This is a genomic window from Rossellomorea vietnamensis (genome assembly GCF_001305855.1).
Lineage (GTDB): Bacteria > Bacillota > Bacilli > Bacillales > Bacillaceae_B > Rossellomorea > Rossellomorea vietnamensis_A.
The window spans coordinates 123,378-137,804 of the sequence record NZ_LIXZ01000006.1 but is presented as its reverse complement, the minus strand read 5'-3'; the positions used below and the strand labels follow the sequence as shown (position 1 = coordinate 137,804).

At 42.8% G+C, this 14,427-nt stretch carries 14 protein-coding genes; 1 reads left to right on the top strand and 13 read right to left on the bottom strand.

Going from position 1 to position 14,427, the window contains the following annotated elements:
- Nucleotides 1–48: 48 nt before the first annotated feature.
- From AM506_RS09740 to AM506_RS09680, 13 genes are all read right to left on the bottom strand, one after another.
- On the bottom strand, nt 49–1,272 hold the full coding sequence (locus AM506_RS09740; protein ID WP_060672305.1) for a hypothetical protein: 1,224 nt from the start codon (nt 1,270–1,272) through the stop codon (nt 49–51).
- On the bottom strand, nt 1,244–1,798 hold the full coding sequence (sigX, locus tag AM506_RS09735) for an RNA polymerase sigma factor SigX (protein WP_060672304.1): 555 nt from the start codon (nt 1,796–1,798) through the stop codon (nt 1,244–1,246). Before sigX ends, AM506_RS09740 begins: the two co-directional genes overlap by 29 nt.
- A 256-nt stretch (nt 1,799–2,054) precedes the next feature.
- Nucleotides 2,055–3,818, bottom strand: a complete 1,764-nt coding sequence (locus AM506_RS09730; RefSeq protein ID WP_060672303.1) for an ATP-binding protein — start codon at nt 3,816–3,818, stop codon at nt 2,055–2,057.
- On the bottom strand, nt 3,815–4,531 hold the full coding sequence (locus AM506_RS09725; RefSeq protein WP_060672302.1) for a response regulator transcription factor: 717 nt from the start codon (nt 4,529–4,531) through the stop codon (nt 3,815–3,817). The genes AM506_RS09730 and AM506_RS09725 overlap by 4 nt, the downstream gene beginning before the upstream one ends.
- 123 nt (nt 4,532–4,654) lie before the next feature.
- Nucleotides 4,655–5,830: a c-type cytochrome biogenesis protein CcsB gene (gene ccsB / locus AM506_RS09720; RefSeq protein ID WP_060672444.1), complete on the bottom strand. Its 1,176-nt coding sequence runs from the start codon at nt 5,828–5,830 to the stop codon at nt 4,655–4,657.
- The gene (resB, locus tag AM506_RS09715; RefSeq protein WP_060672301.1) at nt 5,811–7,481 is read right to left on the bottom strand and encodes a cytochrome c biogenesis protein ResB; all 1,671 of its coding nucleotides are present in this window, start codon (nt 7,479–7,481) and stop codon (nt 5,811–5,813) included. Before resB ends, ccsB begins: the two co-directional genes overlap by 20 nt.
- Before the next feature lie 34 nt (nt 7,482–7,515).
- Nucleotides 7,516–8,046 carry a thiol-disulfide oxidoreductase ResA gene (gene resA / locus AM506_RS09710; protein WP_060672300.1) on the bottom strand — a complete coding sequence of 177 codons (531 nt, stop codon included), beginning with the start codon at nt 8,044–8,046 and terminating at the stop codon, nt 7,516–7,518.
- Between the two features lie 258 nt (nt 8,047–8,304).
- Entirely contained in the window at nt 8,305–9,036 is a 732-nt protein-coding gene (locus AM506_RS09705; RefSeq protein WP_060672299.1) for a pseudouridine synthase, read from the bottom strand.
- A gap of 810 nt (nt 9,037–9,846) precedes the next feature.
- Nucleotides 9,847–10,374 carry a spore maturation protein gene (locus tag AM506_RS09700; RefSeq protein ID WP_060672298.1) on the bottom strand — a complete coding sequence of 176 codons (528 nt, stop codon included), beginning with the start codon at nt 10,372–10,374 and terminating at the stop codon, nt 9,847–9,849.
- A complete protein-coding gene (locus AM506_RS09695) occupies nt 10,375–10,968 on the bottom strand; it encodes a nucleoside recognition domain-containing protein (RefSeq protein ID WP_060672297.1) in 594 nt (197 codons plus the stop codon).
- Nucleotides 10,961–12,127 (bottom strand): D-alanyl-D-alanine carboxypeptidase family protein, encoded by a 1,167-nt coding sequence (locus tag AM506_RS09690; RefSeq protein WP_060672296.1) that lies wholly within the window; start codon nt 12,125–12,127, stop codon nt 10,961–10,963. The genes AM506_RS09695 and AM506_RS09690 overlap by 8 nt, the downstream gene beginning before the upstream one ends.
- Nucleotides 12,128–12,374: 247 nt before the next feature.
- Nucleotides 12,375–12,968 (bottom strand): SMC-Scp complex subunit ScpB, encoded by a 594-nt coding sequence (scpB, locus tag AM506_RS09685; RefSeq protein WP_060672295.1) that lies wholly within the window; start codon nt 12,966–12,968, stop codon nt 12,375–12,377.
- Nucleotides 12,955–13,719, bottom strand: a complete 765-nt coding sequence (locus AM506_RS09680) for a segregation/condensation protein A (RefSeq protein ID WP_082386304.1) — start codon at nt 13,717–13,719, stop codon at nt 12,955–12,957. The genes scpB and AM506_RS09680 overlap by 14 nt, the downstream gene beginning before the upstream one ends.
- Nucleotides 13,720–13,884: 165 nt before the next feature.
- On the opposite strand from AM506_RS09680, the gene AM506_RS09675 reads away from it, so the two are divergent.
- On the top strand, nt 13,885–14,415 hold the full coding sequence (locus AM506_RS09675; protein ID WP_060672294.1) for a DUF309 domain-containing protein: 531 nt from the start codon (nt 13,885–13,887) through the stop codon (nt 14,413–14,415).
- The last annotated feature ends 12 nt before the right edge of the window (nt 14,416–14,427 follow it).

Sequence of the window (14,427 nt, the reverse complement as noted above, 5' to 3'; positions counted from 1 at the left end):
AAGACCAGAATCGGAGGTGACATCCGTTTCTGGCCTTATGCCTGTTATTTAATTTACTAAGCTCTTTTTATTCGGGCTGATCGGTGTCTTGACGGGTCCAGTAAAGTCGAAACCGTTCCAGCTTTCCTGTTTGATGTTTTCAAACCGGGCGCTCTTATATCCAGAACTCCTGCTTGTCAGTAATATCCCTTCAATCATCTCCTGTGCAGTCTGTTCGTCTAATGAGCTCATATCCAATTCATTTAAAAAACTGATCGTTACAATTCCATCTGCTTTCGATACATTAAAGTTGATGTCTTTCGGGATCACACTTTGAAAAAGGCCCGTCTCTGCACTTTTCATCGCTTCGATCGACTCCTTGATTCCTCCTCTGTTAATATTATCGGGAACAAGGAAACGGTCCTTTCCATTAGGCGTATATAGATAGTAAGCACTGTGTACTATTTCATTCAAATCAATTTTTGAGAGTTCTCCCGTTGAACTGAATTGAGGGACAGAACCATCATGATTCTTCAGTACGACTTCTTCTAAACCCTTATGTTGGAATGAGTATTGAAGAGAGTGATAAAATGCGTATTCGACTGCGCTGCTGCCACTGTAAGAGTGATCAGTACGAAGAGTGAAGATGACCTTATTTTTGTCGAAAGATACGTCTCCATTCAAAGGAAGGTAGTCTTCAAGTCCCCAGTCCGTTTCAGGCAGCTTTTCGGCAATTTGCTCATGTCTTGTTAACCAGTCTTCTTCTTTCCGTTCTTCGACAATCGATACAGGTATGGGTACGGCATCCCGCGAAACAAGTCCAAAGTTATAAAATTCCTTTCCCTTTACGTCTTCTTCATAGAGGGAAAGCCTTTCTGTGGGTTCTTGCAGGTTTTCAGACATTGTCAGTTTGTTGTTTTCATTTTGATTATCTTCCGTCCCAGCGACTTTCGCTTCTTTACTTGGTTCAGGAGGACGTTCTGTTGGCTTTTCCCGGGAGGCCATATCCAAATTATTTTCGGAGCTTTCGGTTGAATCCGCCGTTCCCTTTTCAGAATTATCCATGCCGGTTTCCGTTAATTGATTTAGGACGGTTGGAGCGAGCAGGACCATGATGAAGAGGGCGGCAAGGGCAGCGACTGCCGGTATGAATCCTTTGAATGAGGCTTGACTTTTCCTTTTTTGCTTTTCCATTCTTGCCTGGATATATTGAGTAGTTCGATCATCTTTGATTTGAGGAAGCTTTTTGATGAGGTCTTCAATATCACGATCTTTCCATTCTGACTTGTTCAATGTCACTTTCCTCCTTCGGGAGCCGTTGATTCATTTCAATCCTCAACCATTTGATGGCCCTGTGCTGGGTCGTCTTCACTTTGCTTTCTGACCAGCCAAGCACCTCAGAGGTTTCGGCGATTGAAAGTTCCTGTAAGTAACGCATGATGATGACCATTCGAAAGTCCGTTGTGCAGTGTTTTAAGCATTCATACAACATCTGGATCTCCTCATTGGCAACGGCGATCTCTTCGGGAAGTGCCCCGTCGTCTGTTACTTCATTGTGACTCCAATCGAATTTATCCAGAATCCGGTTTTTCCAGTTTTTTTGTTTTCTGAAATGATCAATGGCAACATTTTTCGCAATGGAAAAGAGCCAGGTCTTTTCGGAGCTTTTCCCTTCAAAGTTCTCATGGGATTTAAGCACCCTAATATAGACTTCTTGAACCAGGTCTTCAGCCTGCTGTTTATTTTGTACCATATATATGAGGAATTGAAATACATCCTGATGATAAGCAGAGTATAATCTCTCAAAAACGGAGTTCACTTTATTCCCTCCCCGTCAAATTATTAGTCGTTTATTATGTAAAAAAGTTACACACTATCAATATAGTATTATTCAGGTGAAAAGGAAAGACCCATAATGACCGGGAAACCGCATAGAAAAAGCCAACAGGGAGAATCACCCTGCTGGCCCATCTACTCTTTTTCAACAACCTTTTTGAAATAAAGGGAAAAATAAAGAATGTTTCCCATGTAACAAGAAAAATCGTCATGTTTCTATGGATATGATCGATAATTGGCTAAATAGGGAGAAAGAAAGTGAAGGTTGTCCCTTGATCGACTTTGCTTTGCACCTGAATATGCCCCTTGTGGGACTCAATGATATTCTTGGCGATGGCGAGGCCGAGACCTGTTCCTGACTTCCCTCTTGTTCTGGCTTTATCCGCCTTGTAAAAACGCTCGAACACAAAGGGAAGATCTTCTTCAGGTATGCCTGAGCCAGTGTCCCTCACATGGAACAGATATCCGCCTTTCTTTTCCGTCAGGGAAACCGTCACTTCCCCTCCCGTTGGCGTATGCCTCAGAGCATTATCGATGAGATTCGTCAATACTTGTTCAATTCGATCGGGGTCTATGGAAATCTCCATATCCAATCCCACATCACTCTCAAAATAGATGGAAACCTTTTTCTCCTTGGCCAATCCGATGAACTTGTTTGTCACTCTTTCTGTGAAAGGCATCACTCCGATCACATCCTTGTTCAGAGTGATATGTCCGGCTTCCATGCGGGCGAGATCCAGGAGATCATTGACGAGCCTTCCCATGCGGAGCGATTCATCATAGATGATGCGGGCAATTTCTTTCTTCTCTTCTTCGGACCCTGCAATATCATCCACGATCGCTTCACTATACCCTTGCAGCATGGAAATCGGTGTGCGCAGTTCGTGGGAGACGTTGGCGATAAAATCCTTCCGAAGCTTATCCAATCTCCGTTCTTCTGTCATGTCACGAACCACCGCGACCGCTCCCCTTATGGTGTTATTATTATATAGGGGGCTCACGATCACTACGTAGGAACGCCCTTGCAGTCTGAGTTCATCAGTCTGTTCCATTTCAGTTACGACCACACTCTGCAGCAACTCTCTTACAGTCGTCGGGATTGCCTCTTCCCCCTCTTCACTTTGCTCGTAATACCAGTGTTGGAGGAAACGATCTGCAGGGGGATTCGTGATCAGAATAGTCCCGTCCCGATTAAAGGTGATGACACCATCAGCCATACTGCTGAGAATGGAGGAAAGCTGTTCTTTTTCCTGACTGAGTGCGTTGATATGAAATTTTAACTGCCTGCCCATTTGATTGAAGCCTGTAGCCAGTTCACCAATTTCATCCTTCGTCAGGATCGGTACCTTTGTATCGAACTTTCCCTTTGCCACTTCGAAAGCTGCCTCCCTCATTTTCCGGAGCGGTGCAGTGATACGTGTGGAAAGGAAGAAGGCAAAGATAGTCGTAAGGATGATGGCAATCCCTGCCGCAAGTAGAATCAGTTTGGTGGTTTGTCGTGTCGTATCTTTGATGACGCCGAGGGACTGATAGAGATAAACGGCTCCGTCTTCCCCATTAATATGAAGTGGCGTCCCGACTACGATGACATTCTCATACCTATTAGACGACTCCTTGGATAGTTCGACCTCTTTTTTTACGGTGATTTCCTTTGATTTGACTGACTGAAGCTTGTTATCTTTCGAAATATATTGGTGGATCTTCTTTTGAAAGACCGTCGAGTCTTGAGAATATAAAGATTGGTTTTGATCCAGGGAAATGATGATATTCACAGGTTCATCGATGATTTCTTTCCCCAGTTCCATCCCGAGGGTCAGATCATTATGGTTCTCGATGACCCTGGCTACTTTTTCAGCCGTATGGGTCAGCTCTTTCTCCACTACACCTACATGGTAATTCTGAAAAAATTCCAGCAATAAGATTGTAAGAATAAATAATACAAAAGAAACCAGAAGCAGGATGGTCACCCATAGTTTCCCTACTACACTACGCCAAAGCCTCATTCATTCGTTACCTCGAATTTATAGCCTACTCCCCATACGGTCACGATCATCTTAGCTGCCATTTCAGACACTTTGTTCAGCTTCTCCCTTAATCGTTTCACATGGGTATCCACTGTACGCAAATCACCGAAGAATTCATAATGCCATACTTCCTTCAGGAGATGCTCACGATCAAATACTTTATCAGGAGCTTTCGCAAGGAAATATAAGAGTTCATACTCTTTCGGGGTCAAGTTGACATCGATTCCATCCGCCGATACCCGGTGGGCATCATTATCGATTGTCAGATGCGGATAAACGATCAGATCCTTTGCCTTTGCATCTGTCTGAATGAAACTTGCCTTTGTGGAGCGTCGTAAGAGGGCCTTTACCCTGAGAACAACTTCACGGGGAGAGAAAGGCTTCACGATATAGTCGTCGGTCCCGACTTCGAAACCTTGTACCCTATTCACTTCTTCACCCTTGGCAGTAAGCATGATGACGGGAGTCGCCTTGCTTTCCCGAAGGTGCTGACACACTTCGATTCCATCCATTCCAGGCATCATGATATCCAATAGAATGCAATCATAGTTTTGTTCGAGAGCCATTTCTAACGCTTGTTCTCCATTTTCCGCTTCATCAATTTCATAGTTTTCTCTTTCTAAATACATTTTTAATAATCTACGGATTCTATCTTCATCATCTACAACTAAAATACGAATGTTTTCGTCCATGGGATGATCCCCCTCTTGTCTATTTAATTCATATTATCCTATATTTTATATGAAAAAAGAAGCTGACTCAAAGAGAATTGAATTCTCATTTTTTGTCAGCTCCCTCCCATTCGTTATGATTGATTAAGCATATGAGTGTAACCCTGCAATAATAAGGTTAACCGCCACCAGGTTGAATAGAATGATTGCCACACCTACGACGGCTAACCATGCAGATTTCTCACCTTGCCAGCCTTTTGACATGCGAAGGTGAAGAAAGGCTGCATAGAATAAGAATGTAATTAATGCCCATACTTCTTTTGGATCCCATCCCCAGAAGCGAGTCCACGCAATTTGTGCCCAGATCATGGCAAAGATGAGTCCGCCAAGAGTAAAGACCGGAAAACCAATTAAAACAGAGCGGTAACCAATCTCGTCCATCAGATTCAAATTAACATTCTTCACTAATGGTTGCATTTTCGCGGCTATCCGCTTTCTGAAGATCAAGCGTAGAATAAGATACAGGCCTGTGCCGATCATTATGGACCAAAGGACCGTATTTAACTTCTTCGCGTTTATAAGAGCAGGCATTTCGACAAGTGGTTTCATTACATCATCGGTTAATAATTCGCCCTCATTCGGTCCAACAAGAGCTGGTAGCGTGTATTCTGAAATCGCATCTGCTCCCTGTTGATTCACATATTGAAAGTTTGCTTCGTAATTACCTAGTGTGAAAACCGTTGAGGCTGCTACAAACCCTAATACGACAACCATAGAATACATTACCGTCTCCAGCCAGAATGACTGTTTGCTTCCTTTTGTATGTTGGACGGATTTCAATAAATAAATGAGGCCAGCTACGAAACTGATGGATAATATGGCTTCCCCTGCTGAAACCGTCGTCACATGTATTTTCAACCAATCACTTTGCAGAGCAGGTATCAGGGGACTGATATCTTTAGGAAACATGCTCGCGTAAGCAATCACCAATAATGCAAATGGAAGTGCAACCACACCAAGTATCGTGGTCTTATACATAAAATAAAGAATAATGAATGCTCCGACAAGCATCATTCCGAAAAATGTCGTAAATTCAAATAAATTACTTACTGGAGCATGTCCTGAAGCTCCCCATCTTAGAAAGAAATAACCCAATTGAGAAGCAAATCCGATTAGGGTTAAGAAAATACCGATAAATCCCCATTTCTTCTGATTTGTTTCCGTTGTATTCTTTTGACGGATACTTCCGCCAAAAAATAACGTAGCAATCAAATACATGATAAAGGAGATATAAAGTAAATTACTGCTCCACTCTGCCATTGTTGTCGTTGACATCCTCATTCCTCCTTACTTCATCCTTTTGTTGTTGATCTTCAGGCTCGTTTATTCCAGTACCATCCAGCACAAAGTTAATTTCATTCATTAATCCATGCCAGTTTTTATTCGTATGACCGGCTACGATGACTTCGCCGCCATCCCGCCTGATCCAGATTCTTCTGTGATGCCAATAGGCCCCTTGGATGACTCCAATCATGAAAATGGCTCCACCAAGAGCCAAAATCCATAAAGTGAGATCTTTATGTACGGTTAACGCCGACACATCTCTCGTTTCCACTCCGGCAAATGATAACTTATATTCATTCTCCCCAAGTGGCTCTAGATTCTTTCTGATCCCTACAAAACTGATTTCCCCTTTAGGAGTTTCAGGTGAGAACAGTTTAAAAAGGAACGCAGGGTTATTTGGTAAAGGGGATTTCGTTTGGGGTTCTCCCTGCTCATTAAAACCTGAGAAATCAGGATAGTACCCCATCAGTTCTGCTCTATATCCATCCTCAAATGTGTACACATCTTGAGGATCAAACAAATCGACTGTGAATTCACCAAACGTTTTCCCCGATTTTTTATTATCAAAGGTAAAGGACATTGACTTGAATTCATCTAATTTATAACTGGTTTGATACACGGCGAAACTTCCGAATTTAAGAGGATGGTTCACTTTAATTGAATCCTCCTGCTCTTTCGTGCGTTCAGCCTTTTGCCCAGGTAAACGGTCACCCGACTCTTTATATAATATCACATCGGATTGGAAATTCTTTGCAATGGTACCGTTTTTATCGATTGCTTCACCAAATACTTCTTTGTCTTTATCCTTATCATATGTTTCTAGAGTAAATCCTTTATTTTCCAAGTAGTATTTCTGTTCCGTTCCAGGCACGGCTCTCGTTTCGCCCTCACGGATCCAAACAGTTTCATCAATATACATCCCAGGTACAAATCGAAGCATGCCTCCGAAAAGGAAGATGATAAGTCCGATATGATTCACATAAGGACCCCATCTTGAGAAGCGATTTTTCTCTGCCAGAATGTTCCCATCTTCTTCTCTTATCTTATATTTTTTTTGTATTAATTTTTCTTTTATTTTCGGTAAGGAATCTTTGCTTTCGATGCTTTCTGTTTTCCCATAGATTCGTTGACGTTTCAAAAAACCAATGTGTCTGGAAACACGCTGATTCTTGAGTGCCCGGTATAAGGGAATGACCCGGTCAAGGCTTGCAATGACGAGGGATATACCGATCGATGCGATTAAGAGAAGGTACCACCAGGAGCTATATAAATCATGAAATCCTAAGGTATAGTACAATTCTCCAAAGAAACCATAGACATCTTCGTAATATTCGTCAGCCGGCTGTCCGTTAGGTATGTATTGTTCCTGTGGTAATATCGTTCCGACTGCAGAAGCGATTAGGGTAAGGAGAATTAACCACACACCAACCTTTACAGAAGAAAAGAAATTCCAAATCTTATCGATGATGGATTTGTTATATGTCTGAGAACGCCTCGCACTACCTTCATAGCGCATATCGTGAAGCTTCTCGTTCCTCGCTTCGTCCGTTAACGCCCGCCCACAGGATTCGCAAAGGACGGTACCGTTTGGATTCACATGACCGCATACACATTTGATCTCTTTCATGTTAAAACTCCTTATATCAAGTTAAACTTCCGAGTTAAGGCTTGATGCTCTCTAAATCTTCAATGATGTCATCTTCTGTCATCGTACCTGTTATGATCTTTTCAATCTCCCCATCTGGGTTGATGAGAAACGTAGTTGGTAACGGATCGATTCCGTATGCGTTTTGAACTTCCTCTTCTTTGTCTACTAAAATGGGGAATTCTAACCCATGTTTGGATATAAATCGATTAATAAGGAAATTTGATTCCCCAACATTCACAGCTAAGATTTGTACATCTTGATCTTGATATTTCTTGTACTGATTATTCATATAAGGCATTTCCCTTTCACACGGTTTGCACCATGTTCCCCAGAAATTCAAGAAGACCCCTTGTCCACTATAATCGGATAATCGATGGGGATTCCCTTCCATATCCGTAAGTACAAAGTCAGGTGCCTTGTCGCCTACCTTTAACATCCCTCTTTCATCCTTCGTGAAGTTTGCATATAACGTATATGCAACCGCAGAAGTCAGCACAATGAGAATAATTGTCCGGATGAGTAATCTGCGCTTTTTTTTATTCATTTACAAGTGCCTCCCATAGTGAAAACGTTCTCAAAGTGTGGAGAAGTTTATCTCTCTTTACAGTAGCAAAGGGCCTGAAGTCATAAGATTTCTCTTATGAGATCAGTCCCTGCCATAATGTGCTGTGTCATATCTTCATACTAAGCAGAGAAATATCCCACTGAATCCAGGGTGAAATTCCTTTCTTATTATATCATTTATTACCTGAAAGTCAGGGTAAATTATATGAATGATATGTGACACTTTCTATGTCATTCTTTAATGTAAACTGCCCGTTTCGGCCAATGTTCTCAATTGCTTCACTTCATGCGGAGTCAGTTCTCTTCCTTCTCCTGCATTCAAGCCATGAAGGGAAAGGAATGCATATCTTTCCCGCTTCAGCTTTTGAACCGGATAACCAAGAGCCTCGAACATTCTACGAACTTGACGGTTTCTGCCTTCATGAATGATGATCTCGACGATTGATTTCCCCTGCTTCTTATCAATACTCAACACTTTCACTTTAGCAGGTGCAGTCATACCATCCTCTAATTTAACCCCTTTTTCAAGTTCACGAATCTTGAATTTAGGTGGAATCCCTTTTAATCTAGCTACGTATGTTTTTTCAATTTCATTACTCGGGTGCATAAGGGCGTTAGCAAAATCCCCATCATTGGTTAACAGGAGGATACCAGAAGTCTCATAATCAAGCCTTCCTACCGGATAGATTCTTTCCTCTATCTCTGGGAAGAAATCCGTTACGACTTGACGATCTTTATTGTCGGTCACAGCAGAGATAACCCCTCTTGGTTTATAGAGCATGTAATATACTTTATTTTCTCTCTCAATCTGGATGCCCGTTACTTCAACACGGTCAGATTGGGAAACCTTCGTTCCAAGTTCCTTGACTACTTTTCCATTGACCTTTACTTTACCTTCTATTATTAATTGCTCTGCTTTACGACGGGATGCCACTCCACTGTGAGCAATAACCTTTTGTAATCGTTCCACGGTCTTTCACCTCATTTAATTTTCAATACATTTACCTTCATGAATTATTACACAATCCAGGCAAAATAGAAAGGCATAAAGGAAAATCGACCATTTGGGTCGATTCCTTTATGCCTTTTATCTTCTCTGCCTGTGAGACTGGTGATTAAAACATTAGGCTCTTTTCACAAAGATTGATATTTACATAAATTATGTTCCTAAATGCTCTGCCAACAGGTATGTGCTTTAGGGTGAGGGGAACTGCTCCGCTTTCCACGGACGTTCGGCCGAGCCTCCTCAGCACAGTTCGCTTCCGGGGTCTCGACACGCCCGTTTTCCGTAGGAGTCTGCGCAGTTCCCCTCTCCCTTTTAATAAACTATTGGTGGCAGAGCTAAAGGTTCTTATAAACTCATTAATGGTAAAGTGGGTTTTACACTTGTTTATAATAAATACTTCACTCTTTAGAACGTGATGTTGTCCGGAAGCAAAGATGACTTTTTTAGTTTCAGGAAAAAGCTCACTTAAAAAAGTTGATTGGAACGGAAGGTGCTCAACTCCTGCGGGAATTGCGGGAAAGTACGAAAAGCGGAGGCGGCTCGCTCAGCCCCGACAAGCATAAGATGAATGGGCCTAAGAAGGCGTTCTTTTGCCTTCTTAGGCCCATTTAGCTTATGACCTCGAGGGGCTAGCCGCCGGAGCTGGACAATGTCAGACACCACATGAAGCTGAGGAGGCTCACCGCCCGCCCCGCGGAAAGCGAGCACCTGCAGCGGAAATCAACCACTACTCGCTTCGTCAAAAGCAATAATGTTACAAAAAAAAGCCAATCATTAGAACATAATGGTGACGATGAAGATGGCGGCGGCGATTCCTACGAGGTCTGCCAGGAGACCTACCTTCAAGGCATCTCCCATTTTTCGGATTCCGACTGCACCGAAATATACTGTTAGTACATATAGGGTTGTATCTGTACTTCCCTGTAAGGTGGAAGCGAGTCTTCCGATGAACGAATCGGGACCGTGCGTTGCGATGATATCACTCATCATGCCAAGGGCCGCTGTTCCGGAAATCGGCCTGATGATGGCGAGGGGGACGATTTCCGGTGGGATACCCAGTGCAAGCAATGCGGGACGGATAAGACCAACAAAGAATTCAAGGGCACCTGATTCCCGAAAGATCGTGATGGCCACCAGCATCCCAATGAGAAAGGGAATGATGGATACAGCTATTTTAATCCCTTCTTTTCCTCCGTCAACAAACGTTTCATACGTCGGGACCTTTTTGATGGTCCCATAGATTAATATAAACCCAATCATGATGGGAATCAGCCATAAGGAAATGGTGGATATCCATTGCATTTACTTCACCTCTCGACGGGTACGCCTATAATGAAAATAACGGTCGATCAGAATCGCACCAATGGTGGACAGCATCGTGGCGATCAGAGTCGGTCCTACAATTTCAGTTGGCGAAGCAGAGTCATATTTCATACGGATTGCGATCACCGTTGTCGGAATGATCGTAATGCTGGAGGTGTTTATCGCCAAGAATGTGATCATCGACCTGCTGGCAACATCCCTTCCTCCGTTTAAGCTTTTCAACTGCTCCATGGCTTTGATCCCGAGTGGAGTCGCAGCATTTCCCAAGCCGAACATATTGGCCATCATATTGGAAAGGATATAGCCCATGGCCGGGTGGTTATCAGGAACTTCCGGAAACAGCCTCTTCACGAACGGCCTGAATAACTTTGCCAATTTATCAAGTAAACCTGCTTCCTGGGCGATTCTCATAATCCCCAGCCAAAACACTAATACACTGACCAATCCAATGCATAAGGTGACAGCTTCATTTGCTGAAGTAAAAATAGCTTCATTCACTTCGGCCATTTTTCCATTAATGATTGCGAATATCAACCCGATGATGGTCATCCCCACCCATATCAAGTTAACCATGGTCCCGTACCCCTATAATGGATTCGAAGGAGTAAGCCCAAAATTTCCACCAGCTTTTTTCTTCTTTCTTTTGTGCTGATGCTTTATAAAAAACGGGAAGGGTATCTACTTCCTCATCCCCTAAATACACCACTGCCTTCCCGACTACCTCAGGTACATGCTCACCTTTTATCCATTCCTCCTTTGGCTTCAACATCTTGTACTCCACCTTGACTTCCTTCACTTCATCATCTGTCAACGTTAATACAGACTCCCGCTTCAGATAAGCATGGTCTTTATAGACTTTATCATCCATTTTTTCAATTCTGCCTTTGTCGAGGACGATTTTGTAATCATAGTGTTTAAATCCGTATTCAAACATCCCAATATGATCATTCCAGTCATCTGGACCGTTCAGGGTCACGGCAATCAGATTTTCCCCATCCTTGGAAGCGGTGGAAACTAGCGTTCTTTTTGCCAGTTTTGTATAACCCGTTTTCCCTCCTGTACTATATTTATATAATTCCGTCAGCAGTCTATTTTTGTTTTTCCATTTGCGGTCCCACTTCTCATCGGGATTCGGAGCGGTGTGAACTTTAGTGCCGGCAATCTCCTTATACTTATCGTTCTCCATTGAATATCTTGCCAGAACGGCCATATCATACGCAGTCGAATAGTGATCTTCATGGTCGTCCAGTCCGTGGGGATTGGAAAAATGAGTATTTTCCATCCCGATTCCCTTCGCTTTTTCATTCATCATATATACAAATCCATCCAGGCTTCCACCTACGAATTCAGCAATGGCGACTGCCCCATCATTCCCTGACCTGAGCATCAACCCGTATACGAGGTCCTCAAGCTTTATCTTTTCTCCTGCCTTTAAGTAAAGGGAGGAACCTTCCGTGCCTGCTGCGTTCGAAGATACGGTTACTTCCTGGTCCATCTTTCCGGACTCCACGGCAAGGATCGCTGTCATGATCTTCGTGATGCTGGCAATGCGACTTTGAGTATGAGCATCCTTTTCATATAGAATGCGCCCTGTTTCCTGATCCATCAAGATGGCTTTTTGCGCACTTACTGAAGGTGCAGCCAGAACCTTATTGGAAACAGATACAAACAGAAAAGCACATATTAGAATATAATATATGTAAAATTTCGCTCTCTTTCGATTCACACCCATCTACTCCTTTAAATCTAAAGTGTTTGTACAAGTTTATGAGAGGACAAGGGGTAATATGAGTGAAATCTTGAAAGCGAAGGGTGAGATCATACCGTTGAACTGTTAATCTCCATGGGCCTTCGCCAAAACAAAAAAACACAGCTAACGAAGGCTGTGTCAGGCTACTTGAAAATCCTCCTGTGCCCACCAAAAAACAGACAGGACTGTCTTTGCATCTTCACAGTCCTGTCTGTTCATAAATGAACTTCTATTCGTTTGTTTCCATCGTCTCTTGAAATTTCTCAAAGAACAGGTCGGCTTCGTCCTGGGCGAATTCGTCTTCAATATTGTCAGGAAGAGGCGGAAGCTCCTCGATGCTTTTCAGGCCGAAGTAGTCCAGAAATTCTTTCGTTGTACCAAATAAGAATGCACGACCGGTCCCTTCCGCCCTGCCCACTTCTTTGACGAGCCCTTTTGATGTAAGGGTCTGAATTGGACGCTCGGTCTTGACACCCCTGATCTGCTCGATTTCCATCCGCGTGATTGGCTGTTTATACGCGATAATCGCAAGGGTTTCAAGGGCTGCCTGTGACAGAAAACTAACATGGGGTGATTCCACCAGCTTCTTTAAGTAATCGGCATTACTTTTTTTGGTCACTAATTGAAAGGTTCCTGCTATTTCAATGATGTATATGCCTCTATTGGAATCATTCTCATAATCATTCTTCAAGTCTTCAAGGATGTCCTTTGCTTTCTGTTCTTCGATTTCCAGTACAGAACAGACCTGTTTCAGCGATAGACCTTCGTCCCCCGCTGCAAACAATAAGCTTTCAAGGACCCCGTTCCAATTAGTATTGTTCAACCATCCCAGCCTCCTCTCCTGCTTCTACAAATATTTCCGTGAAGTTTTTTTCCTGGTTGACGATGATTTGTTTCCGCTTCATTAATTCCAGCACAGCAAGGAACGTCACCACAAGATGCTCTTTGCTATCTGAGGGGAAAAGACTTGTAAAGGATGTACGTCTTTTTAGATTCTGTAAATTTTCCAGAATATCGGTCATTCTTTTCTCAATGGATATTTCCTGTCTTGTAATTCTCGTTTGAACGGGTCGTTGAAGTTTTTTCCTTCTCAATAATTTATGAAAAGCTCCAAGCATATCATATAAAGATACCTGAACTTCAGTATTCTTTAGATCGACCTCTTCACTGAATTCAGAAAGGTCACTTGGAGGCTTGGTATACACCTGCCCCCGTTCTTCCTCACGATGCTTCAGCTCATTCGCCGCTTCTTTAAATTTACGATACTCAATCAACCGCTCCACCAGTTCGTCGCGGGGATCTTCCTCTTCGAATTCGATTTCATCGCTCATCATGCCCTCATCATGCTTAGGAAGGAGCATTTTACTCTTTATGGCGAGTAACGTAGCTGCCATCACCAGGTATTCACTGGCAACATCCAGTTGCAAATTCTTCATCGTATGTACATATAACATATATTGCTCCGTGATCTGAGCCATAGGAATATCATATATATCAATTTCTAACGAGTTAATCAGATGCAAAAGAAGATCCATGGGACCTTCAAAAGCGTCAATCTTCACATTGTATTCCACTTTATCACCAAATTTCTCATAACAATCTTGAAAGAACGCTACTTAATAGTATAGTAGAAAGACTTCTATTCTCCAATAGAAAGTTTTGTATTAACAGGCTTTCCTGTCGTTTTGGCGATGGATTGTGCTACAATTTAACTACTTTGCGTCATATGGAGGGATCTTATGGTTTATCCGGAAGCCTACATCGAATACTTAATGTACTTCCATGGAAATCGTGATTATTTTGAATGCCATGAAGTATTAGAAGAATATTGGAAAGAAGTCGATCCAGGAAACAGGACTTCCCACTGGGTGGGGCTGATCCAGGTGGCGGTTGGGTTTTATCATTATAGAAGAGGCAATCAGACAGGTGCGGTCAGAACATTCAATAAAGCGATCAAGAATATTGAGAGTAATCACAAAGAACTGACCCGGCTTGGGATTCATTCCGGGAAGCTTCAAGCAATGATTGAGGAAACACTCCACCAAATCAGCGAAAATCAGCCATATCACAGTATCATCCTGCCTTTAATGGATGTTTCCCTTTCAGATCAGGTTCAGTTGCGGTGCAGGAAAAATGGCTACATCTGGTGCTCAGAGAGTGACTTGACGAATTCAGCGCTCATTCACCGCCATTCCCTCAGGGACCGCACTGATGTGATAACCGAGCGAAAAAATGCCTTACGAAAAAAAAGAGGCGGACCACCAGAATAGGCGGCCTGCCTC

Coding starts and splice junctions, on each gene's coding strand:
- AM506_RS09730 (WP_060672303.1), bottom strand. CDS start 3,818: ATGAGGCTTTGGCGTAGTGTAGTAGGGAAACTATGGGTGACCATCCTG.
- AM506_RS09725 (WP_060672302.1), bottom strand. CDS start 4,531: ATGGACGAAAACATTCGTATTTTAGTTGTAGATGATGAAGATAGAATC.
- ccsB (WP_060672444.1), bottom strand. CDS start 5,830: ATGGCAGAGTGGAGCAGTAATTTACTTTATATCTCCTTTATCATGTAT.
- resB (WP_060672301.1), bottom strand. CDS start 7,481: ATGAAAGAGATCAAATGTGTATGCGGTCATGTGAATCCAAACGGTACC.
- resA (WP_060672300.1), bottom strand. CDS start 8,046: ATGAATAAAAAAAAGCGCAGATTACTCATCCGGACAATTATTCTCATT.
- AM506_RS09700 (WP_060672298.1), bottom strand. CDS start 10,374: ATGCAATGGATATCCACCATTTCCTTATGGCTGATTCCCATCATGATT.
- AM506_RS09695 (WP_060672297.1), bottom strand. CDS start 10,968: ATGGTTAACTTGATATGGGTGGGGATGACCATCATCGGGTTGATATTC.
- AM506_RS09690 (WP_060672296.1), bottom strand. CDS start 12,127: ATGGGTGTGAATCGAAAGAGAGCGAAATTTTACATATATTATATTCTA.
- AM506_RS09675 (WP_060672294.1), top strand. CDS start 13,885: ATGGTTTATCCGGAAGCCTACATCGAATACTTAATGTACTTCCATGGA.